This is a genomic window from Methylomonas sp. BW4-1, from assembly GCF_052474385.1.
The window spans coordinates 940,116-963,828 of record NZ_CP184125.1; the positions used below are offsets into that span (position 1 = coordinate 940,116).

General features: G+C 52.9%; 17 protein-coding genes. 9 read left to right on the forward strand and 8 right to left on the reverse strand.

The window, feature by feature from the left end; translation table 11 throughout:
* Positions 1-193: 193 nt before the first annotated feature.
* A complete protein-coding gene (locus ACH5Y9_RS04165) occupies positions 194-1,321 on the reverse strand; it encodes an aminotransferase class V-fold PLP-dependent enzyme (protein ID WP_445368635.1) in 1,128 nt (375 codons plus the stop codon).
* A 257-nt stretch (positions 1,322-1,578) separates the two neighbouring features.
* Here ACH5Y9_RS04165 and ACH5Y9_RS04170 point away from each other — a divergent pair, with 257 nt between their 5' ends.
* Positions 1,579-3,126 carry a cation:proton antiporter domain-containing protein gene (locus ACH5Y9_RS04170; RefSeq protein ID WP_033155266.1) on the forward strand — a complete coding sequence of 516 codons (1,548 nt, stop codon included), beginning with the start codon at positions 1,579-1,581 and terminating at the stop codon, positions 3,124-3,126.
* A 108-nt stretch (positions 3,127-3,234) separates the two neighbouring features.
* Here ACH5Y9_RS04170 and ACH5Y9_RS04175 read toward each other — a convergent pair whose 3' ends face one another.
* Positions 3,235-3,420, reverse strand: a complete 186-nt coding sequence (locus tag ACH5Y9_RS04175) for a hypothetical protein (protein WP_033155258.1) — start codon at positions 3,418-3,420, stop codon at positions 3,235-3,237.
* A gap of 180 nt (positions 3,421-3,600) precedes the next feature.
* Between ACH5Y9_RS04175 and ACH5Y9_RS04180 the strand changes: the two genes are divergently transcribed.
* From ACH5Y9_RS04180 to ACH5Y9_RS04195, 4 genes are all read left to right on the forward strand, one after another.
* Positions 3,601-4,050 (forward strand): tellurite resistance TerB family protein, encoded by a 450-nt coding sequence (locus ACH5Y9_RS04180; RefSeq protein ID WP_445368636.1) that lies wholly within the window; start codon positions 3,601-3,603, stop codon positions 4,048-4,050.
* A gap of 32 nt (positions 4,051-4,082) precedes the next feature.
* Positions 4,083-4,439, forward strand: coding sequence for a hypothetical protein (locus tag ACH5Y9_RS04185; RefSeq protein ID WP_445368637.1), 357 nt, complete (start codon positions 4,083-4,085; stop codon positions 4,437-4,439).
* Positions 4,440-4,593: 154 nt separating this feature from the next.
* A complete protein-coding gene (locus tag ACH5Y9_RS04190) occupies positions 4,594-4,815 on the forward strand; it encodes a hypothetical protein (protein WP_445368638.1) in 222 nt (73 codons plus the stop codon).
* A 52-nt stretch (positions 4,816-4,867) separates the two neighbouring features.
* Positions 4,868-7,753, forward strand: coding sequence for a hypothetical protein (locus ACH5Y9_RS04195; RefSeq protein ID WP_445368639.1), 2,886 nt, complete (start codon positions 4,868-4,870; stop codon positions 7,751-7,753).
* Between the two features lie 124 nt (positions 7,754-7,877).
* On the opposite strand, the gene ACH5Y9_RS04200 is transcribed toward ACH5Y9_RS04195, so the two are convergent.
* Together ACH5Y9_RS04200 and ACH5Y9_RS04205 are read right to left on the reverse strand one after the other, a co-directional pair.
* Positions 7,878-9,260: a hypothetical protein gene (locus tag ACH5Y9_RS04200; RefSeq protein WP_445368640.1), complete on the reverse strand. Its 1,383-nt coding sequence runs from the start codon at positions 9,258-9,260 to the stop codon at positions 7,878-7,880.
* Between the two features lie 2 nt (positions 9,261-9,262).
* Positions 9,263-11,776 (reverse strand): DUF2339 domain-containing protein, encoded by a 2,514-nt coding sequence (locus tag ACH5Y9_RS04205; RefSeq protein ID WP_445368641.1) that lies wholly within the window; start codon positions 11,774-11,776, stop codon positions 9,263-9,265.
* 323 nt (positions 11,777-12,099) lie between these two features.
* Here ACH5Y9_RS04205 and ACH5Y9_RS04210 point away from each other — a divergent pair, with 323 nt between their 5' ends.
* The 3 genes from ACH5Y9_RS04210 (at position 12,100) to ACH5Y9_RS04220 (ending at position 16,433) form a co-directional block, all read left to right on the forward strand.
* Entirely contained in the window at positions 12,100-13,707 is a 1,608-nt protein-coding gene (locus tag ACH5Y9_RS04210; RefSeq protein WP_020485657.1) for a methyl-accepting chemotaxis protein, read from the forward strand.
* 175 nt (positions 13,708-13,882) lie between these two features.
* Positions 13,883-15,286, forward strand: a complete 1,404-nt coding sequence (locus ACH5Y9_RS04215; protein WP_445368642.1) for an esterase-like activity of phytase family protein — start codon at positions 13,883-13,885, stop codon at positions 15,284-15,286.
* A gap of 235 nt (positions 15,287-15,521) precedes the next feature.
* Positions 15,522-16,433 carry a DMT family transporter gene (locus ACH5Y9_RS04220; protein WP_445368643.1) on the forward strand — a complete coding sequence of 304 codons (912 nt, stop codon included), beginning with the start codon at positions 15,522-15,524 and terminating at the stop codon, positions 16,431-16,433.
* A gap of 7 nt (positions 16,434-16,440) precedes the next feature.
* Here ACH5Y9_RS04220 and recN read toward each other — a convergent pair whose 3' ends face one another.
* From recN to ACH5Y9_RS04235, 3 genes are all read right to left on the reverse strand, one after another.
* On the reverse strand, positions 16,441-18,123 hold the full coding sequence (recN, locus tag ACH5Y9_RS04225; protein ID WP_445368644.1) for a DNA repair protein RecN: 1,683 nt from the start codon (positions 18,121-18,123) through the stop codon (positions 16,441-16,443).
* Between the two features lie 4 nt (positions 18,124-18,127).
* Positions 18,128-19,009: an NAD(+) kinase gene (locus ACH5Y9_RS04230; RefSeq protein WP_445368645.1), complete on the reverse strand. Its 882-nt coding sequence runs from the start codon at positions 19,007-19,009 to the stop codon at positions 18,128-18,130.
* Positions 19,010-19,491: 482 nt separating this feature from the next.
* On the reverse strand, positions 19,492-20,547 hold the full coding sequence (locus ACH5Y9_RS04235; protein WP_445368646.1) for a GIY-YIG nuclease family protein: 1,056 nt from the start codon (positions 20,545-20,547) through the stop codon (positions 19,492-19,494).
* A gap of 586 nt (positions 20,548-21,133) precedes the next feature.
* Here ACH5Y9_RS04235 and ACH5Y9_RS04240 point away from each other — a divergent pair.
* Positions 21,134-21,676 carry a DUF924 family protein gene (locus ACH5Y9_RS04240; protein WP_445368647.1) on the forward strand — a complete coding sequence of 181 codons (543 nt, stop codon included), beginning with the start codon at positions 21,134-21,136 and terminating at the stop codon, positions 21,674-21,676.
* Positions 21,677-21,755: 79 nt separating this feature from the next.
* Here the strand turns inward: ACH5Y9_RS04240 and htpG are convergent, their stop codons facing one another.
* The gene (htpG, locus tag ACH5Y9_RS04245) at positions 21,756-23,690 is read right to left on the reverse strand and encodes a molecular chaperone HtpG (protein ID WP_445368648.1); all 1,935 of its coding nucleotides are present in this window, start codon (positions 23,688-23,690) and stop codon (positions 21,756-21,758) included.
* Positions 23,691-23,713: the final 23 nt, after the last annotated feature.

The following is a 23,713-nucleotide window of genomic DNA, read 5'->3' on the forward strand; positions in this document are numbered from 1 at the left end:
TGCATTCGGGATATTGGGGGACGCAGACGCGGGAATTTTATATGCCGCCGGGACTTTTTAGGACGCCCTCGCAGCGGCCGGAAACCCGCACGGGTGCTATGGAAGTCTGGCCAAAGCGGCTGTCTATGCCTTCGGCCCGTTTAATCAGGCAAAAGTTAGCGATAATATTCGTACCAATACAGTTCGGCGAACGTCATTCCGAAACCGCTGTGGCCAGTATTAGCGCCCGATCCAATTCCGCCAATGTATTGTAAAAATGCGCCGAAAAGCGAATCCCGCCGCCGCGTAGGGCACAAACCACACCATTTTTTTGCAAATGCTTATAAAGCACTTCATTGTCAATGGATCGGTGTTTGAAGTTGACGATGCCGGACTGCAAACGGCTGTGCCGCTGCGACAGTAAAATCAGCTCGGCGTTGGCGCTGATGGCTTCGCGCAGGTAGTTGCTGCGTTCCAGAACCAGGGCCTCGACTGTCGGCATGCCGGTTTCCAGTAATAAAGACAAACTGGCGGACAAGGCGTGAATGCCCAACATGTTCGGGCTGCCACATTCGAAACGGCGGGCGCCGGGATGGATCTCCCATGGCAGGTTTTCGTAATTATGCGTGTCTTTCATCATGTGCCAGCCATATTGGCTGAGCTTGAGCCGGTCGCGTGCGGCCGGGTTGGTATAAAACACCCCCAGGCCTTCTGGGCCGAACAGCCATTTATGCCCATCAGCCATCACAAAGTCGGCCTGATAGGCTTGCACGTCAAATTGCACCGCGCCCAGGCTTTGAATCGCGTCGATGCAAAACAAAATGCCGCGTTGTCGGCAATATTCGCCGATGCGTTCCAAATCCATGCGTAAGCCGGAGGCGAATTGAATGGAACTGATGGTCAACAAACGGGTATTGCCATCCACCAGCGCAAACAGGGCATCTTCCGGGGTTGCGGCACTGTGCAAATCGGCTTCTCTAAACTCGACGCCGCGCTCGGCCAAGGCTTGCCAGGGCAGGCGGTTGGACGGAAATTCCTCATTGCTGGAGACGATGTTGTCGCCGGCTTGCCAGGGTAAGCCAAAGGCCACGAAAGACAAGGCTTCCGAGGTGTTTTTCACCAGTGCAATATCGTTAGCCGAGGGTGCATTCAGTAAGGCCTGTAATTGGCGGCGGATTTCGTTTTCCTTTTTCAACCAATCCAGATAGTAATGCGAGCCGAACTGGCAGTTTTGTTCGGCAAATTGAATCACCGCTGCGCGGGTGCGTTTGGGCCAGGGGGCTACGGCGGCGTGGTTGAGATAAATCAGCTCGTCGGTTAACGAAAATTCGGGGTGTTTCATGGTGCGTACCGGTAAAAATGGGGAGGGTTAATCTATCAGGGATGATGCGGTAAAACACTCGGCCTATCAACCTTCTGTACAGATGATAGGCTTGCTCGGACGGCTAAAATTTGGGATTTTCGCGAAAATAGTTGGGCCTAGATCGTCCGGAAAATCCAGGCGCAAGTGGCCTAGCTGTTTAAAAATTAGCCAGTAACCTTTTAAAACAGGTTACGATCCCGATATATTAAACGGCGTTTTTATTTTGGTTGAAAGATATGATGGAATTAACTTGGATTAGTACGGCATATATCGCTGGTTTGGTAGCCAGCCGCCTGTCTTTTCCGCCGCTGGTTGGTTATTTGGTTGCTGGTTACGTATTGCATGCCCTGGGCATTGCGGTATTGCCGGATCTTCACCATTTGGCGGAGATCGGTATTGAATTATTGTTGTTTTCGGTTGGTTTAAAACTCAAGCCCAGTTCGCTGATTCGTCGCGAAGTGCTTAGCGTCGGTGGCTTGCATTTAATGTTGATGGCGTTGATTTCCGCGCTGGTGTTTCTGTGGCTAGAGCAGCGAGTGACCGGCGGCTTGGTGCTGGGGCTCAGTTTGGCGTTTTCCAGCACCGTGTTGGCGATCAAGGTGCTGGAAGATAACGGCGAATTGTCGTCGCTGCATGGCCGGGATGTCATGAGTATCCTGATTTTGCAGGACATCGTGGCAATCGGTTTGTTGGCGCTGGCGGAAGGCAGGCAGCCTACGCCTTGGGCATTGGCTTTGTTACTGGTGCCGCTGTTACGGCCGATAGCGCATCGGGTATTGTCGGTCAGCCGATCTTCGGAACTGAAATTGCTGTTGGGGGTAACGCTAGCTTTGGCTGGCGGCGTCGCCGCGGAAAGTGTCGGTATTGCCGCGGATATTGGCGCTTTGTTGACCGGCGTGATGTTGGCTAATCATCCCAGGATCAAGGAGTTAAGCGATAGACTCTGGGGTTTGAAAGAGCTGTTTTTGGTGGCGTTTTTCTTGCAGATTGGTGTCAGTGACTTACCGAACCGGGCGCAGATTATGGACGCCTTGCAATTGCTGGCGTTGTTGCCGTTGCAATGTGCGCTGTTCTTTGGTCTATTTGTGGTCGCCGGACTCCGGGCGCGTACTGCTTTCGTATCGTCCTTGGCCTTGACGACGTACAGCGAATTTTCGCTGATTACCACCAGCGCGGTGGTCAAAGCTCAACTGTTGCCAGCGGAATGGAACGCTATCATCAGTTTGGCGGTGGCCGGTTCGCTGGCCATTGCCGCACCGTTAAACCGTTATTCCCATCGCTTGTTTTCCTGGGTAGAACCACTGCTGGTGAGGTTTGAAAGAAAGTCCGACCACCCGGACCGCCTGCCGGATTCGTTCGGCGCCGCCGAATGGCTGGTGATAGGCATGGGCCGAACCGGTGGCGTGGTCTATAAAACCCTGTGCCAGCAAGAGCAAAGGGTGGTTGGCTTGGATGCCGACCCTACCGTGTTGGAATATCACCTTGCCGCCGGCCGCCGCGTGCTCTACGGCGACGCCGAGGACACCGAGTTATGGAGCGGTTTACCCTTGCATAAGGTTAAAGGCATTATCCTGACGGTGCCGGCATTCGAGGTGCGTTTGACTGCTGTGGCTCAGCTTAGGAAACGCGGTTTCACGGGGCAGATCAGCAGTATTTGTTACCACGGTGTGGAGGAGCAGCAATTATCAAAAGCGGGCGCCAATTTTGTGATCCATCCCTTGATTGAAGCTGGTAATCGTCTTGCCCACCTGATGCTGAATCGCCGGGAGCAATCAAGCCAGTGAAGAGCTGCTGATCTTGGATGGGCAGCGAATCCAGGTGTTTGCTGCTTTAAGGCCCGCTTTCAGCGTAACCAAGGGCAAACCGCTAAAATACCCGGGTTTGTAGCGAGACTAAGCGGCTTTGCTGACAAACAAAACGATGTTGCTGGTGTCCATTGGCGGCCACGCCTGAAAATCGATAGGCAGCTCCAGCAATGGCCCGGTAACGCATGACTTCAACGAGCCATCGGTTGCGATATAAAGCTTTTTCGGCAACTTGGCTTTGTGATTGTCGATTTTGGCGGTTTGAGTGTTCATTACGCTTAGGCTGGTTAGCTTGGGAGATTTCACTTTATTGCCGGTTTCTTATTGCTGCCTTAACCACGCGATGGCATTTGGATTACGGCGATCCTGGGCGGAATGACAATCTTCGGAAATAGGGCCGTGTAATAGGATTAACGGGTTATTTAATTATCTGCAACGTATGCCACACCCAATATGCTTGAGCAAATTAAACTGTTTTTTGAAAAACACCTGTCCTTACCGCCACCGGAGGCTGCGGAAGCACAGCTTCAAGAGGCTTTGACTGCCTTAATGACCGAAATGATGACCATGGACGATGTCTGTCAAGATGTCGAACGGACCAAAATCCTGTCCTTGGTGCAAAAGTGCTTTTCGCTCTCCACCGAACAGGCTGAGGCCTTGATGGCCAAGGCGGAACACAAGCGTCGGCAGGCGGTTGATTATTACGAATTTACCTCAACGATCAACCAATGCCTTGGTCCTGAGGAAAAGATAAAGTTTGTTAAATCCTTCTGGCAAATCGCCTACGCCGACGGCACTATCGATCCGCAAGAGGAGTATCTGGTGCGGAAGATTGCCGACCTGCTTGGTGTCGCGCATAGCGATTTTATTCTGGCTAAACTGCGCGCTAATCCCGATACTTGAAAATCCCTAGACCTGTTTAAATGAATCACCCCATGAAAAAGACTAAGAAAAACAAAAATCTGTGGCTAAAAGAAGCTGAAATTGAGGTAGGTGATTTGTACTTCACTACCGCCCAGCAATACCGTGCGGTGTTGGCGATGAACGGCGATTTTTTGATTTACGCACCTAGCTCGGAAGGCATGGAACCCTTGCCGGCCGATAGCCCAATGCCGTTTGCCAACTCGCCCGCTAAAAAATGCCAGATCGCCACATTTGCACAAAAGGAATATCAAGCATTCGATTGGCAAGGCACGCTTGCCGTTAAACATAAACTCACGCCGTCTCAGATAGCCGAGGCCATCGGCCAATGTAACGCCAAAGCCCAAATCGCCGGGTTGATGGCTGAATAAGGTGCGTTGGAAAAGATTTTTAACAGTCTGAAATCCTGCTTTTTCTGGTTTGCAAACGGGAGTTTGGAAACCACGTCTCGCCAACGCCAGCAGTGGTGTAAGCACCACTTACCATTCAAACACGAGTATGTTGACCAAAGCGAAAAGCTAGGCCTTGCGTACCGGGCTGATCGGCCCGGCAATCAACGATATTTCGTCACTCGAACGACATATCGTCGCCGCTTGCGCCCGCCGGCTCATCGCCGCCAACCTGGAATGCCTTAAACAACAAGACCAAAACAACCTTAAAACAATCGCTTACCGGGCAATAGCCGAAAACTCGCGGCAATTGGCACAAGAAATGACCAGTAAACGCCAACCATCGGACATCGGTTAGCGACTAACCGCCTCCGAGACCATACTTTTTACGTTTACTCAGGAGCAGCACCATGTCCCGCCCTTATTTCAAAGCCCACCCATTAGCGCTGGCGTTGGCCGGCATCCTAGCCAACGGCCTTTTGACCTCGCCCGTCCTTGCCTACGAACTGGTCTGGGACGGCAGCGGCGACAACGACAGTTGGTTTTACTCGAACAACGATTTCCTTCATCCCAGTACCAACTGGCTAAACAACGACCCATTATTACTGCCGAATACCGGCGATAGCTTGGTCTTCAAAGGCAATACCCGGTTGACACCGCTTAACGACGGCCCGGAAGATCTGGCCATCAACGGCATTACCTTTGCGGCCGACGCCAGGGCGTTTACCCTAAACGGCAATCGCATCGTCAGCATCGGCAATATCGTCAACGCCAACCGCAATCTGCAAACCATCAATATGCCGATCATTATCGGCGCCGATCAGATCTGGGATGGCGGCAATATCCCAGGTGGCTTTTTGCAAGTGAATCAATTCGCCGGTTTGCGCGACCATTCCCTGACCTTGCTACGCTACGCCAGGGTTTCCGCCGGCAATAACCCATTGATTCTCGGCGAAACCGGACAAGCACAATTGCTGGTGAAAGGCAGGAGTACGCTGGACAGTGTCTCGGCTGTCATCGGCGCCGGCCAGGGAAGTACGGCGGAAATGACCGTCCAAGGCTGGGGATCGAAATGGACCAATAGCGGGAACATGAATATAGGCACGCACGGCAAAGCCATCCTGAATATCCTCGATTCCGGCTCGGTGATCAGTAAGACGGCGTCTCTCGGCAACGGTGCCCAAGTGGCTATTGATGGCCTGGGATCGAGTTGGACCAATAGTAACGATCTGCACATTGGCTATCTTGGTGAAGGCACGCTGAGCGTGACCAATGGCGGTGTGTTGAACTCCGGGAAAAGCACCATAGGTGGCGGTAACTCCATGCATCCCAGCTTAGTCACCATCGACGGCGCCGGATCGCGGTGGACGAATCAGAGCCTGTTTATTGGTTCGCCTGGCCAAGGTAGTTTGAAAATCGCTAACGGCGGCATGGTCGTAAGCGGCCAAAGCGTTATCGGCGATCAAGGTGCGGGCGAATTGAATATCGTCAAGGGCGGGAGCATGGAAAGCCAATCTACCATTATCGGCAATCAGGGCAAGGGCAAAGTTTTAATCGAGGACTCGGGCTCCAGTATGCTGAGCATCGGCAATTTGTCGGTTGGATACGAGCGCGGCGGCAGAGGCGAACTACTCGTCGGTCCTGGCGGCACCGTCAGTAACCAGTTCGGTTACGTCGGCGCAAAATCGCAAAGTATCGGCCGGGTAAACGTGCAGGGTTTGGGCGCCCAATGGCTTAACAAAAGCGAGCTGTTTGTCGGCGATCAGGGTGATGGCAGCTTAGTCGTCGATAGCGGCGGCAGCGTGAAAAGCGACAGAGGCACTATCGGCAATGCCAGTGGCGGTGTGGGGGTGGCAAGCATCAAAGGCCAAGGGTCGACATGGACTGTCCGGGATAGACTAATGGTAGGCAATCAAGGCACCGGCACGCTGAATGTGGAAAATGGCGGAAAAGTGGAAAGCGCAAGCTCGGTCATCGGCAATGCCATCGGCGGTTTGGGCAAGGTGATGGTCAACGGCGACGGCTCGCAATGGCGCAACCAAGGCGATCTGTTGATCGGTCGGGGTGGAAAGGGGCTGCTTAATATCGAAAACCAGGGCCTGGTTTCGGTTGGCGGACGCTTACGCATTTTAAGCACCGGCGTCGTGAATCTGAACGGCGGCACGCTCGAAGTCGTCAATCAAGACGACGTTCGCCCTGGGCCTGGAGGGCAGTTTAACTGGCTCGCCGGCATCTTGAGCGTCACCGGTGCCGACGGCGTGACCTTGGGCCGCAGTGACATTTCTAGCCCGTTCACCACCTTGACCAGCGGCAAAACCTTGGCGGTGACCAACAGCCTGAACGTCAACAGCGGCAGTCTATTATGGTTAAACGGCGGCTCGCTAAAGGCCGGCACGCTGGCAGTGAACGGCGGACTAATCGTCTTCCATAACGGTAGCCGTCTGGATATGAACGACATCGGCACCTTGTCCGGTTACGGCACGCTGACAACGACAGTGAGCGGCGGCACGGCGGCCAACACCATCCGCGCCAATAGCGGCAAACTGGTGCTGGGCAACGTCAATTCCACTCAAGGTTTCGAATTTGGCGGCAAGCTCGATGTCGGCTCAAATCAAGTGACGTTGCTGGATAAAGATAAAGCCCAGTTGGGCGTTTCCACCAGTTTGGGCAAGGGCGGCGAACTGGGCAGCATCAACGGCATCGATTTGGGCGACGGCGAAACGCTGAGCTACACCGGTAGCGCCAGCATTCTGGGCGACTTCACCAACAACGGTCTGGTGACTGGATCGAGGGGCACGTTGACTTTCCTGAACGATGTCAACGGCGCCGGTGGGTTTGGCGGTAACGTTATTTTTCGCGGCGGCTACAATCCCGGCAACAGCCCGGCCGCCATCGACTTCCACGGCGGCAGCCTCCGCTTTGGTGCCAGTTCGGTGCTGACGATGGAAATCTTCGGAAATCAGCCGGGCAGCCAATACGATCAATTATTGAATATCGGCCATTTTGATTTTAACGGCACGCTGTCCTTGGTGTTCGGCGGTAACTTCACACCGGTCGCCGGCGATGTTTTCAAGTTATTCGACTTCGCCGGCTTCAGCGGCAGTTTAAACCCGGACCGCATTAGTGTCGCCGGCATAGACCGCAGGCTACTCGACTTTTCCAACTTGGCAACCAACGGCAGTCTGCGGGTCGCCGCCGTGCCGCTGCCGACTACGGCTTGGCTGTTCCTGGGCGGTTTGCTGGGCATACTGGCCAAGTCGCGCCGCAACATACTCCATCGTGCGAAGCTAGCGTAACAGGGGAGTAGGGAGAAGCAATGCCAAGTGTCGACACTGTGGCATTGCTTTAATTTATATTGATTGGCGGATGGCGCTAGGCTTATCCGCCCATTTTTGTATTTGCTGGGGTATCCAGCGTACTTTATTCCCGCTCATTCGAATCAGACAGATTGGCAACGCGCTTGCCGACCCGAAACAAACTCCACGCCAGCACGACCACCATCAAGGTGATGACCAGGCCCAGAAACCAAGAGCTGTTCAGCAGTTTAGCGGCGTTGAAGTGCTGTTCGCCGATTCTGGCCTCGGCTTCCGGCCCCAATCCGGTTCGATTGCTCTGGTAACCGCGGCGTAATAACTCCTGGATCGGTGCGGTGTCATAGTGCGGCGCCTCAGCTGCTTCGGCGCCGTATTTGATTTGGTAGCCCAGGCCGGTTTGCGGCAGGAACAGCAATTGGTAGCCGGGACCGGTGCCGGCGACGGTGTTGATATGCAGTTCCGGGTTGTCCTGGTCACGAATCACAATGCGGTAGCGCGTTTGCCGTTGTTCCGGAAAGCCGATGGTGGTTTGTTCGCGGTTGATGTCTTGATAATGTAGGGCTTCCAAAGAGCCGGTGCCGATGGTGCGCATTTGGGTTTCCAAGCCTTTCGTCAGCGGGATTTGCACTTCGGCTTGGCGGCTGAAGTTTGGAGTGATGATTTGCAGCTTCAAACCGTTCAGCGGTTGCCGCAGCGTGTCGACGTCGATGATAGTGGCTTTTTGCTCGGTATCGAGTTTGATTTTAAAACTGGCCGGGTAATCAAATTGCTGATCGGTGTCGGCCACGGTTTCGCCCACGTTGCGCCAGAGCTCGATGCGCTCGACATGTAGCGGTTCTTTGATTTGTTGCGTGGTTTCCTGGCGTTGCAATTCTTCGCCGCCGCGCACGGTGCGGGTCAGTTCCAACAGCTCGGCTACCCGGGTTTGGCTGGCTTTGGCGACGACGATTTTAAATTGTCGGAAGCTATTCGCCGGCAACTCGACGTCGCGGTTACCAACAGACATATAACGTGAATAATCGTAAATCTGCGCTCTCTCGACCAGCAATTGCCAGTTTTGGCCGTCGTTGGAACCGTGAATCTGCAAGGCGTATTCGAAATCATGCTGGTTGGTGACTAGGCTTAGGCCGTCGGCGTTGGCGGCGTTTTTGTCCAGTTGCACGGTAACGACGAAGCCCTCGTCCTCGTCGCCGAATTTTTGCAAATCGACGGTCTTGCTGGTGCTGGCCACGCGCTTATTGACCGTCTTCCGGCTGGCGATTTTTTGCAGCAAATAAGGCGTTTCGACGCCGTTTTGATCGATCAGGCGCAAGTCGCGAAAGTCGGCGGCCGTGTTGGCATACACCGCGCTGTCCAGCGGAACGGCCAGCAGGCTTTGTTGCCCGTTATCTTGGGCCAGTACTGGTCGGCTGTACCGGAAGGCCGGCGCTTCGTTGGCCCAAGCCTGGGTCAAAAACAGGCAGCATAACACTGCAAATTTGGCGATCATGATCATGTTTTGTTTTCGGCATTGCCGATAAAAGTTTGTTGATAACGCATGTAAAAAAACGCGCCGCCCAGCGCCAGCATGCCCAGCACGATAAAGGCGACGATTCGGTAAATTTGTTCCAGCCGCGCCAGGTCGATGAAAAACACCTTCCAGGCCACCAAGGCAAACAGCGCCAGACCGACCAGGCGCAGACTGGAGATTTGCCGCTTGATGCCGTTGAACACCAGCGTCAACGCAAATATCGACCATAAGATTGATACACCGCCGGAACGCAAACCCGGCACATATTGATACAAGAGTGAGTTAATTTCCAGACTTAAAAAGGTAAATAACAAGACCAGCGCCGCGCCACCCAGCCATTGGCGGATATTGCCGGTATCGGTTCCGCTGTTCGACAGACGGCGTAAGGCGAACAGCAAAAAGGCTATGGTCGCCGCGAAGTCCAACAAACGCATCAATGCCAATTCGAAGGAATAGCCGCCGCCGTAGCGCAAGGTCCAGACGCTGTCGCCGACGCCGATATGCCCCAGCGTCAAGTCCCAGGACGGCAGATCGAACAACAGCATCTTCAGGAACACGCCGATCAGGAACAGCCGAAGCGCTTGTAGCAGCCAATCGCCCGTACCGGCCACGTAACGGGTCAACAATAGCCAGCACATGGCCAGCCAGACCAACGTCAATACCGGCAATTGCAAGGGTGGATACAGATAGGCAAAACTGCGGAACAACTCCAGTTGCAGTACCACAAACAACAATCCGCCGCCGACCAGCAGGATGATTTGCAACAGCAGATTGTCTTTCAGCCACAGCGGCACATCGTTGCCGGCATCGCAGGCTAGTGGTGAAGCCGGTGCCGGTTTTTCGATCAGCGTGTAGGCCAAGGCCAGCGACAGGATGGGTATGCCGAAGCTGATTACCCGTTCCAACAAGCCCAGCAAGAAGGCGCCGAATGATTGCTGGCTATCCATTTGCATGCCGTATTGGCCGGGCAAGTCGATGAAACAAAAACGCACCAGCACCAACGCATACAGTAGATATGCCACTTGTTGTAAAAACGCGCTGCGCAATTTGCCCGCCATCCAGAGCATTACCAAGGCTTGCAACGACCAGCTGACGGTAATCCATTGATTGGACAGCAGCAAGGGCAGGGTGATGGTCACAAAAAATGCCGCCAAGCCAATGAAGCTGATCAATAGTTCCTTATCCACCACCTTCCGCGCGAGGCAATAATAGACATGGCCGACATAAAACGCCGCCAATGCCACGGTCAGCAAGGCGGTCCATATTTGCCCGTAGGCGTCGTCGATCAGATGGTAGGCGGTGCCGAAGAAGATGGCGGCATTGACGATCAGGCCAATTAAATCCAGTAGGGTCGATTTGGTTTGATTGACCAGGCAGAACAAAAACACCGTTGTAGAATACAGCACAAAAAAGCCGGTCAAGAACGGCAAGACCTGCCAGAAATACTCGACCTGATAGTTTTGCATCGAGCCGAAGAACAACAGGTAATTAAAGAAAAAGCTCAGGAAATTTAATAAATGCCATTGCTTGTACCAGTTGATCGCCAGGATGCCGGAGCCCAACAGCAACATGTAACTAAACAGCCCCGGAAAATTGACCTGGCCGGTGGACAGCATAATCGGCGTGCAATAGCCGCCGATGATGGCGAAGATGGCGACCAACATTGAGTCCAGCTTGATCGCTAAAAATGCGGCGCAAGCGGTGACCAGAATCATCAAGGCAAAGGTCGGGTAGACGTCTAGCAGATGATAAAAACTGTGCGCGGCAAACACGCTGAAATACAACACCGCAATGCCGCCGCCTAGCAGGCCCTGGCTGAAAAGGTGGTAGGTGCCGCCGACCAGGCGCACGCCGCCGACGATCATGCCGACGCCCGCCAGCACAGATAGCGCTACCCGCGCTTGTTCTCCCAGCATGCCGTTGTCTATCGAATATTTCAGGAAAAAGCCGATACCGGTCACTAAAATCAATACGCCGATACGTAGCAACCAATTGCTCGCGACCGCGTATTCCATCGCCACACCCTCCGGCCGATGGCCTTCGCCGACGATGATCCAGTTCCAGATTTCTTTGAGGATTTTCTGTGCCGCCAGTTCGAAACGGCTGGGTTCGGTGGGTTGCCAGGTGTTTTGACTCCAGGGGTTTTCCTGGGGTGGCTCTGCAACTGGGCTTGGCGTTATTTCGGGCGTTTGCGGAACCGGTTCGGCAGGGAGCTGGCTGGCGGTGCTTTCGAATAGCACCTGTTCCGTTGCCGGCGTTTGCACTTCGAATATAGCGGGTTGCGGCGGTGTTTCGTGAGTGGGCACTACTTGCGCCTTTGCCAGCTCACGCAGCAGTTTGCGGTCTTCGCGTAGCGCCGCTTCTATCTTCCGCAGGGTTTGATTAATGTCATCCTGGTTACGTCTTTGGCGGCCCATTAAAACGGTCAACATCGCGATAATTACGATGGGCACCAAAATCAAGACAAAAGCGATAAAACCGAAAAAATCGTCCACGGCTACTCTCCAAGGCTGGGCAAACGGCGGGTTATTTGGGTTATCAAGCAAGCTTTTCAGGTCACGGCCAGATCTTCTGCGTGAAGCGGGCAACGCGCTGGGTTACGCGCCAATTTGCAAAAGTAGTCGTATTCGTGAGCGGCGTCACTATTCAGGATAACCGCTTGTTACTCTGATTGCTATATATGGCCCGTGTGGCAAGGATTTGTTCTATGCTTGATGCATGGATTACAAGGGTAAGCTTAGGATTACATATAGATTTTCCAGGAGCTGCCGACAACCCAAGGTGTATAACCACACATTCCAATACATTGGCTGATCTCATGAACAAGAACTCCACAATCCAATCCAAAATATTGCTAAGCATAGCCAGTGTATTTTTGTTGCTGATGTTTGTCAGCACGCTATTTATGGCGGAACGGCAAAAAGACATGATACAAACGCTGGCGACCGATAAAGCTCGGGATATTGCCAACAGTTATTTCGATGGCGTGAATACGCTAATGCTGACCGGCGCGATGGCGCAGGGTGAAGTATTGCGCGATAAAGCCCTTTCGCATACCAATGTCACGGAAGTGCGGTTAATTCGTGGCAAGCAAATTACCGATTTTTACGGTCCCGGTAAATCCGAGCAAAGACCCGTTGATAATTTGGATGATCGCGCGCTGGCCGGTGAAAGCATCATTCAACCGGGTAACGACAAAAACGGACGCCTGATCACCGTGCTGGAGCCGGTTAAGGCTAGCGCCAATTTTCGCGGCACCAACTGTCTCACTTGTCACGCCGTGAGCGAGGGGACAGTGTTGGGAGCGGTGCGGGTGAGTTTTTCACTGGCAAATCTCGATGCGCAGATTAATCGCGATTTGGTGATTGCTTCGGCTATCTCCTTGGTGATGTTTGCCGGCGGCCTCTTGCTGGTCAACATGCTGATGCGCAAGATTGTGGTTAATCCATTAGTAGCGATGCGCGACACAGTTAACGCCATCGCCGGACAGTCGGATTTACGGCAACGGTTGCAAGTCGATTCCGGCGACGAAATCGGCCAGGTCAGCGAGTCGTTTAATACCATGTTGGCAAATTTTGCCGGTAGTTTGGGGCAGGTGTCTTCGGTCAGTCAGCAATTGGCGTCTGCAACCAACCAAATATCCGGTGTGGCCCGACAAACCTCGCAAGCGGCCACGCAACAACGCAGCGAAACCGAGACGGTGATTCAAGCGATACACGAACTGGAGAACTCTGTGCAAGACGTGCGTGGCGGGGCGACCGGTGCGGCGCAAGCTTCCGTGGAAGCCGATCAGGAGGCCGCGCAAGGCGCGGCAACGACTAAAAATGCCATCAACGGTATCAACGAACTGGTGAATGAAATCGACCGCGCCGCCGAAGTGATCAAACGTCTGGATCAAAAAAGTAACGGTGTCGGGGCGGTGTTGGATGTGATCAAAGGCCTGGCCGAGCAAACCAATCTGTTGGCCTTGAACGCCGCCATCGAAGCCGCCAGGGCCGGCGAGCAGGGGCGCGGGTTTGCGGTGGTAGCAGACGAAGTCCGTACCTTGGCGACGCGTTCGCATAAGGCCACCGAAGAAATTCAAAGCATCATCGATCAATTACAACGCGAAGCCAAAGATGCGGTGACGGTGATGAACAACGCCAAAAACAGTGCCGAGCAGCGCCGCGAACAAGTGCAAAGCGCCGACCAGGGTTTAAGCGCGATTGCCGAGCGGGTGACGCAGATTCGCCAATTGAACTCGCGCATGTCGCAAGCAGCTGACAATCAAAGCCGCGTCGCCCAGCATGTCGGGCAAAGTATCACCAATATTGGCCAACTCACCGAGCGCACCGCCCAGGATGCCGCGCAAACTAATGCGGCGAGTAACGAATTAGTGAAATTGGCCGCGCAGTTGAATCAATTGGTTGGGCAATTCAAACGCTGAGTTGAAAGCAGAGGCTTTTCGGTTGTTGCCGGGAAGCTTCTGCAAACTCGTCATTCCTTTCAGTAGATCATTTCCTTTAGGCTTTTGCCGCTCGGTGGTTGTCATGTCTATGTAATGAATGCCGGATAAAGTTTGAGACTCTTGTCACAAAACTCCGTCAAATCAGGTATTCGATATGCGTTTAAAACCAACATTTTTACTGGCCGGCTTGCTATTGGCCGATACTGCCTTGGCTACTCCAACTTTCGTCAACGGCCTGGCTATTTCCGGTGATACACTGGATTTATCCAGCACACTTGCCAATTCCTTTGATCGCCGCGTCGGCTTCTTCTCGGATATTTATTACGACACCAACCGTAACGAGTGGTGGGGCTTGTCGGATAGAGGCCCAGGTGGCGGTTTGTTGAATTATGAAACACGGGTACAGCGCTTTACCCTGGACATTAATAGCGTTACCGGCGCGATTTCTAATTTTCAAATCGCCCAAACCCTGAAATTTAGTAAAGGCGGTTCCGCACTGAACGGTATTGCGCCAAACCCTACCAGTAACTTGGGTAATGCCTTTGACCCTGAAGGCGTTGTGATCCACCCCAAAAACGGTAATTTGCTGGTTTCCGACGAATACGGTCCTTCGCTGTACGAGATCGATCGCAATACTGGCGCGGTAGTGAAAACCTATACGACTCCAACCAATCTGGTGCCGCGCAACGGTACAACTAATGTTCCAAACTATGCCGGCGGCGATCCAGAACCGAATACTGCCGGCAAACGCACTAATCGCGGCTTCGAAGGCCTGGCGATCAGTCCTGACGGCAAATTTGCGTTTGCAATGTTGCAAAGTGCAATGTTGGACGAAGGTGCAGGCAACGGTTCGGTGAGTCGGATTGTAAAATTCGATACGGCTACTGGCGAAGCGGTGGCTCAATATGCCTACCAAATGAAGCGTTCCGGTCAAGGACAGGGCACATCGGCCTTAGTGGCGATCAACGACCATGAGTTCTTCGTACTAGAGCGTAACAACCGTGGTGTCGGTGTCGGTGCCACGTTTGCCACTGCCGACAAGGAAGTTTATAAAATTGATTTGAACGGCGCGACCGATGTTAGTGGCATCGATTTGGACGCAGTTGGTGCTGTTTACAGCAAAGTTAGCAAATCCGCGCAATTTCTGGATCTCGATGCCGACACCTTGGCAGCGCTCGGCAATAAATCTCCTGAGAAGTGGGAAGGCTTGGCCATCGGACCGAAACTGGCTGACGGCAGCTATTTGATGCTGGCCGGCACCGATAACGACTACAGTGTCACCCAAAACGGCACCGGCACACAGTTCGATGTGTACTTCCGTTTCAGCGACGCCGATCCATATGCAACATCGATTCAATGTCCGCTTGGTCAAACCAGTGGCTGTTCGGCAACGTTGACCAGTGAGTATCAGCTGCTGCCTGGTGTATTGCATGCTTATAAAGTCTCCGCAGCCGATTTGTCCGGTTATGTAGTCCCGGTGCCAGTGCCGGCCGCGGCCTGGTTGTTCGGTACCGGTCTGATTGGCGCGTTGGGTTTGGGTAGAAAACGCAAAGCCTAAGTAGCCGTCATCCTTCTTGCCGGTTTGGCAAGGAGGATTTTGCCTGCCCGCGACGATGCCGCTATAATCCAGCCATCATGCATTATTTAAACCGCAATCATTTCTTTAAGCACCTATGGCAATGGGCTTTGTCTATCGCCGTGGTGTTTGCGTTTTTCTAAACAATCAAGCAACCGCGGGTCTTGCCGCAGTTGCTTCGACATTTGCCTAAGGCCCGCATCACTCAGGAGGCCTAATGGCAACGACTACATCTACTGCATTATCCAACCGCAACCGCTTGTTGGGCTTTGGCCTGGCGACTTTGGCCGCTATCGGTTTTTCCGGCAAAGCCATCTTGGTAAAACTGGCGTATTACCAGCCTGTGGATGCGGTGACTTTATTGGCCTTGCGCATGTTGTTTTCCGCGCCGTTTTTTCTAATCGTTGCCTGGCGGCATGCCGGCCGGAAGGATCTGACGCCGTTAAGGGGTAGAGACTATCTGGCGCTGCTGATTTTGGGCTTGCTGGGTTATTACCTGTCCAGCTTGTTCGATTTTATCGGTCTGCAATACATCTCCGCAGGGCTGGAGCGGCTGATTCTGTTCCTGTATCCGACCATGGTCGTGGTGCTGTCGGCATTGCTGTTGGGCAAACCGTTTGGCCGCAAGGAAGTCGTCGCGCTAGTGCTCAGTTACGCCGGCATCGGTGTGGTGTTTTTGGATGAGATCAATATCCAATCGGAACATTTGTTGTTGGGAGCCGGTTTTGTGTTTGCCAGCACCTTGACCTACGCTGCCTATCTAATCGGCACAGGTGAAACGGTAGTCCGCATCGGCGCCTCGCGCTTTACCGCTTACGCGATGCTGGTGGCTTGCGCGGCGACGCTGATGCAATTTTTACTCACACATCCGCCGCAGGCCTTGCTGTTGCCGATGCGGGTGTATCAATTGAGCTTGCTGATGGCGATCTTTTCGACGGTGCTGCCGGTATTCATGCTCTCGGCAGCGATCAAGATAATAGGTTCCAGTCATACCTCGCTGATCGGCTCGCTGGGGCCGGTAGCGACCTTGTTCATGGCCAGTTATGTGTTGGGTGAAGAATTGACGCTCGCTCAGATTGGCGGGGCGGCGTTGGTGATGGTCGGAGTATTGGGTCTGTCGTTAAGGTGAGGGACTGTTAATCGCGCGCCAAGCCACCCGATACCAACATCTCCCGCGCATGCGCCAAAGTGTTTTCGGTAATGGTGACGCCGCCCAGCATGCGCGCGACTTCATTCACGCGTTCGTCGTCACTCAAACGGCGAACCGTGGACGATGTCACCGCTGCTTTCTGATTCTTGGCGACAAATAAATGCTGATGCGCTTGCGACGCGACTTGCGGCAAATGGGTGACGCACAACACTTGGCGGTTCACACTCAAACGCCGCAGTTTCTGGCCGACGATTTCGGCAATGCCGCCGCCAATGCCGGAATCGACCTCGTCGAAAATCATCGTCGGCGTGGTCTTGTCAGTGCTGGTGGTGACTTGAATCGCCAAGCTGATTCGCGACAACTCGCCGCCTGATGCCACTTTGGCTAGCGGCTTGGCCGGCAAGCCGGGGTTGGTGCTGACCAGAAATTCGATACTGTCTACACCGTTGCGCTGCGCTTCGGCATCCTCCGGGGTGCGGAGGTTGACGAGGAACTCGCCGTGCGGCATGCCCAGTTCCTTGATGGCGTCGGAAATGCGTTGCTGCAACTCTGCGCCGGCTTGGCGGCGGCTGGCGGACAACTCGCCGGCCAGTTTGCGGTATTGGCTTAACAGCCGCTCGCAATCGGCATTCAAGCTTTCGATGCGTTCGCTGCTGTGGCTCAGGTTATCCAATTCGGTAGCCAAGCGCGCGGCCAGTTCAGGCAGTTCTTCCGGTTGGATTTTATGCTTGCGGCTTAGCGACTGAATCACGCCTATCTGGTTTTCCAGCCAGACAAGTTGTTGCGGATCGGCTTCCTGGTTTTCCAGGAAGCGGCGCAATTGCTGGGTGGCTTCACCGATCTGGATTTCCGCGTCGCTCAATAATTCGGAAACGCCGTTCAACTCGCCGGCATACTGCGCCAATTCGTTGATGGCATGAATCACATGCCCCAGCATGTCGGCGACCGACTGCTGATCGTTGTCGTACAAAATATCCAGTTGCTGCTGACCGACGCTGAGAATCTTACCCAAGTTGGCTAGCTTGTGATGCTCGTCTGCCAAGGCCTGATAATCGAAGTTTTCCAAGTCTAGCTGCTGCAACTCGTCGAGTTGGTAAGTTAGCAATTCCTCGCGTTCGACCTGATCGCTACCGGCTTTTAATAATTGCTGCAGTTGTTTATGCGCTTGTTTCCAGTCTTGGTAACAGCTGTTCAGCTTATCCAGCAAGGCCTGGTTGCCGGCGAAACCGTCCAGTAGTCGGCGCTGTTCCTCACTGTCCAGCAAGGTTAAATGTGCGTGTTGACCGTGGATTTCCACCAATTGCCGGCTTAAACCTTGCAGGGTTTGCAGGTTGACAGGGCGGTTGTTGATATAAGCCTTGGAACGGCCGTCGTCACTGATGGTGCGGCGGATCATGCACTGGCCGTCGTCGTCCAGCTCGTTATCGATCAACCATTGCTTGACTAGCGGCGCTTTGGCTAAATCGAATTCGATATTCACTTCGGCGCGTTTGCTGCCGGGCCGCACATAGCCGGAATCGGAGCGGTCGCCCAAGGCCAGGCCCAGCGCGGTCAGCAAAATCGATTTGCCGGCGCCGGTTTCGCCGGTCAGCACCGACATGCCGGGGTCCAAATCAAGGTCCAGCGCGTCGACGACGGCTAGGTCGATAATGTTCAGGTTTAACAGCATGGCCTTAGGCGGGGTAGCCGCTCCAGTTAAGTTTGCTTCTTAGAGTATGGAAAAAATCGTGATCAGCGGGGTGCAAAATTTTAATCGGTTTGGCGGATTTTTTAATGACGATTTTGTCGTTGATCCGCACGTCCGGAATCTCCATGTGGTCGCAAGTCACCAACGCATTGATCTGTTTGGTCTGGCTGAAACGGATTTCGATGACCACGTTGTCGTCGATGACGATGGGCCGATTCGACAACGTATGCGGGTTCAGCGGCACCAACACCAGCGCGTTCAAGGCCGGATGCAGGATCGGGCCGCCGGCCGACAAGGAATAAGCGGTAGAGCCGGTCGGGGTGGCGACGATTAAACCATCCGAACGTTGAGTATTCAGATACACGCCGTCGATGCTGGTGACGATTTCTATCATGCTCGGCGTCACCCAACGGTGCACCACCACTTCGTTGACGGCAGTTTGTTGATGAATGATCTCGTGGTCGCGGATGATATGAGTGCTGAGCAATTGGCGCTGCTCGGATTTGAACTCGCCGGCCAGAATTTTATTCAGGCGGCTGGACAACTGTTCCGGCGAAATGTCCACCAAAAAGCCCAGCCTGCCCAGGTTTACGCCCAGCAGCGGCGTTTCGAAATCCGCCGCGGCGCGGGCCGCCGCCAGAAAGGTACCGTCGCCGCCGACGGCGATAATCAAGTCGCACAGTTCCGGCAGGCGCTCGATATAAGCGCCCTTTATCTCGGCGTCGTCGATCAATTCCGCGCTTTGGCTATCTACGACGATGTCGTGACCACGGGCTTTTAGGTAACGGAACAGTTCGTTCAGCGTCGCGGCAATACCGGAATCGCCGCACTTGCCGATGATACCGATACGCTGGAAGGGGGTTGGCATGGTAGGGGTGGTGGTTTTTGAGTAAGTTCGATTATAGGGGATTGTGTTTTTATTCGGTAGCGTTGTGTGATTTGTGTCGCTGGCGCGACGGCTGGATTTGAAGTCGGGTCTCGGCCCGACAGCCGAGATACTTTCTTTTGCTCCGCCAAAAGAAAGTACCCAAAGAAAAGGCGGCCCGGATGCCGCTTATATCCTGCGCTCCGAAGCTTTTATCGAGGGTCGGCGGAAGGGGCTTCCCAGCCCCTCCGCCGACGCAGCGCATCCATGCGCTGCCCCTTCGGGCTGATCTCGATAAAAGCTCCGGTGCTCGGCGCGGCATGCGGGGAGCAACCCCGTCATGGGATTGAAAGACTTTGGATGTTGTTTGAACTTAGACTTACAGCTCCGAATAACGAAGCGAATTAAGGCTAAACTCTTACGTATTAACAACAACGTAATAAGGTCGAAAGATTTAACGCCAACATGCGTCATATTGCTCTACGCTAATTGAGTCTACTCGAACTTGCCAGCTTAACCCAATCATATATAGGTTGTAATTCTGAAATCTTCTTGTTGATGTTTTCCTGAATATCTATGCTGGGGTACAAACGAGACCAGATTGTCAAATGTGGGGAAACTTCCATTGTCCTAACTTGCTCTCCTTGTTTTGGTTTAATCTCTAACGTTACTTGTTGCTTTGCTCGGCCACAGTAATTATTTTCTTCATTTAGACAGGACAAGGCTTCTTTTAAAGTACTTTCCCATTGTTTTGGAGTAATTTCTGTAAATGTAAATTCATTGCCACCGAGATATTTCTCGACAATGGATGGCCTAGCTGTAACTTGCCAAGCATCTCTAGAAAAACGAACATATACTTCATTCGGGTTTTTTAGCTTTTCAATAACGCCCCAAATTTTTGGGTCATTTATTTCAGAGAGTATGAATTTTGAAATCGGCCAATCTTTATATTTCATACCCTCTAAATTGACACCTAGACGGATAATTTTTGTATCTGTATCAACAGAGAGATTCCATTGAACTCCTTCTTTACCATCGCTGATGCCAAAAGATGGCTGATTCAGTTGGCCGAATGGCCTTGCATTGATCAACTTGAGCGACTCTATAAAAGAATTGAGTAGTTCTGGGTATACTGAGTCGTTTTTTTTGAAATTGTATGTTTTTTTAGCTTTTATCATCGGTGTTTCTTCCTGCAAAGCTACAATTTTTTCACTATCGATTTTCTTTATTACTGCCTGGTTATCGAAAATAGAGACTAACGCCATATAGGCATCGTCAGCATTGATATTGAAAAATTCTCGCCCTTTTTGCCGCAAGGGGCCTAGTTTTGAATGGACCATCGCTTCCAAGTCTTTGCAGTTATCAACGGCAATGTAATGTGCCACTGACCAAATAAAATCTCCCGTGGAACTTTTATTAATTTCATCGCATCTTTCGGACGGGGTACGAGTAGTCATCCCAATTTTACATACTGGGAGGTAAATATCTTTCACCTCCAAAATATAAACATAGCCGATATTAATTTTCTCTGATTCTTTCATTTAGTTTACGTTACCTAACAAGGAGTTACTTGGGTTTCGTATATCTTGCCATATCAAAAACCCAATTGGGTAGGGTGATTTGGGGTTTGTGTTCACGCATAATTAAGCGTTGGGCAAGAAAGGATTGCCGGCTCTTGACTATTGTATATAAATAAGGTTTCCTTCAAATTTCGGTAGGGTTAACTTCCCCGCGCCGAGCCAGGTAGGGTGGGTAAAGTTTTTGTGCCCACGCGGAATCAAACGATGGACAGAAAAAAAAGCATTGCCTGCCCTACGCCTGTGCCACCAAAAATAAACAAGGTTTCCTTCAAATTCCGGCGGGGTGTTCTCCCGTATGCCGCGCCGAGCACCGGAGCTTTTGAACGGATCAGCCCGTAGGGGCGCCGCAGGGATGCGGCGCGTTGACGAAGGGGCAGGAGCCCCTTTCGGCAACCCCGTTCAAATGCGAGGAGCGCAGGAAACAAGCGGCGTTCGGGTGGCTTTTTCTTTGGATACTTTCTTTTGGCCAAACAAAAGAAAGTATCGCGGCCGTCGGTCCGCGAACCGACATTAAAACAGCCCGTCGCGTCAGCGACACAACAAACCAATGACCAACTACCAAGAAATCCTAAAATTCTGGTTCGAAGAAACACCCCCCAAACTCTGGTGGTCCGCCAACCCAGATTTCGATAAAACCATCACCCACCGATTCGAAGCCACACTGCAACAAGCCATAACAGGCGAATTGTTCTCCTGGCGGCAAGAACCCAAAGGCCGGCTCGCCGAAGTCATCGTTATCGATCAGTTCTCCAGAAACATCCACCGCAACACCCCTTTGGCATTTGCCCACGATCCGCTGGCGTTGGTTTTGGCGCAGGAAGCGATAGCGGTGGGTGCTGACCGGAGCTTGTCGCCAATCGAGCGCAGTTTCCTATATTTGCCATTCATGCACAGCGAGTCAAAAGCCATCCATGCCTGGGCGGAAAAGCTCTACCGCGAAAATGGCTTACCGGATAATTACCAGTTCGAGTTAAAGCACAAGGCCATTGTCGATCGCTTCGGCCGTTACCCGCATCGCAACCAAATTCTCGGTCGTGCCTCAACTATTGAAGAGCTGGAATTTCTTAGACAGCCGGGTTCCAGTTTCTGAAAACAATCAGGCAGAGTGGTTTATCGAAAGGCAATAAAAAAGGCCGGTTGCCCGGCCTTTTGTTTAGCGCATTTAGGGATTAACCCAGTAGCCCTTGTAACAAACCATTCAGTTTATGCACAAACGCCGACGGATCATCTAACTGACCGCCTTCGCTAAGAATGGCCTGGTCGAACAAGATGTGGCTGATGTCGGCAAAGCGGGTGTCGTCCTGCTCGTTTTTTAAAGCCTTGACGATGGCGTGGTCGGGGTTGATCTCAAAGATCGGCTTGCTGCCGCCCATGCCCATCATGTTCATGGATTGGCCGGCTTCTTTCATGATGCGTTCCATGTTCAAGCTCATGTCGTAAGCGCCGGTCACCAGGCAGGCCGGGGAGTCGGTCAGACGGTGGCTGACTTTCACTTCGCTGACTTTGTCTTTCAACACCTCTTTGATTTGATTCAGCACGGATTCGAAATCCTTGTTGATTTCTTCCTGGTGTTGTTTTTCCTCTTCGCTGTCGAATTTATCCAGATCCAGCTCGCCTTTGGCGATGGATTGCAGATGCTTGTCTTCGAAGTCGGTCAGGCTGGATACCAGCCATTCGTCGATGCGGTCGGACAGCAGCAACACTTCGATGCCTTTTTTACGGAAGATTTCCAGGTGCGGGCTGTTTTTGGCGGCGGCGAAGCTGTCGGCGGTGATGAAGTAGATTTTTTCCTGGCCTTCCTTCATCCGGCTGACGTAGTCGGCCAGCGACACGTTCTGGGTTTTGTCGTCGGTATGGGTCGATGAGAAGCGCAACAGGCCGGCAACGCGGTCCTTGTTTTTGTGGTCTTCAATCGGGCCTTCTTTGATGACGTTACCGAATTGCTCCCAGAATTTTTGGTATTTCTCCGCGTCGTTTTCGGCCAGGTCTTCCAACAATCCCAAGACCTTTTTAACGGCGCCGCCTTTGATGGTGCTGATCTGCTTGCTTTGTTGCAGGATTTCGCGCGAGACGTTCAGCGGCAAGCTGTCGGTGTCGATCACGCCGCGAATGAAGCGCAGATAGCGCGGCATCAATTGCTCGGCGTCGTCGGTGATAAACACTTTTTTGATGTACAGCTTGACGCCGTGTTTGGCGTCGCGATCCCACAAATCAAATGGCGCGCGGCCCGGTACGTAAAGCAGCAATGTGTATTCGTTGGTGCCTTCCACTTTGCTATGGACGTGGGCCAATGGGTCTTGGAAGTCGTGGCCGACGTGTTTGTAGAACTCGTTGTACTGTTCTTCGGTGATGTCGTCTTTAGACTTGGTCCACAACGCCGAGGCGCTGTTGACGGTTTCGTCTTCGACGCGGGCTGGTGCGGTTTCGTTACCTTCCTCGTCTTTCTCTGCCGGGATTTCCTTGCTCATGATGATGGGCAGGGAAATGTGGTCGGAGTATTTTTTGATGATCGAACGCAGTTTCCAGGCGCTTAAAAATTCGTCTTCGCCTTCTTTTAAGTGCAAGACGATTTCGGTGCCGCGGCCGGCTTTGTCGACCGATTCGATGCTGTATTCGCCCAGACCGTCGGATTCCCAGCGTACGCCGTCGCTGGCTGGCGCGCCGGCTTTGCGGGTGGTCAAGGTGACTTTGTCGGCGACGATGAACGATGAATAAAAGCCCACGCCGAATTGGCCGATCAGTTCGCTATCTTTGGCTTGGTCGCCGGTCAGCCTTTCGAAGAAGGCTTTGGTGCCGGATTTGGCAATGGTGCCGATGTGGTCCTGCACTTCTTCGCGCGTCATACCGATGCCGTTATCGGTAATGGTGATGGTCTTTTTGGCTTCGTCGAAATCGACGCGGATTTTCAGTTCGCTATCGCCTTCGTACAAGCTGTCATTGGCCAGGGCTTCGAAGCGCAATTTGTCGGCGGCGTCGGAACCGTTGGAGATCAGCTCGCGCAAAAAGATTTCCTTGTTGCTATACAAGGAGTGAATCATCAAGTGCAGCAAATGTTTTACTTCGGTTTGAAAACCAAGGGTTTGTTTGTTTGCTTCAACAGTCATGTCTATACTCATTTGGTTGTAAA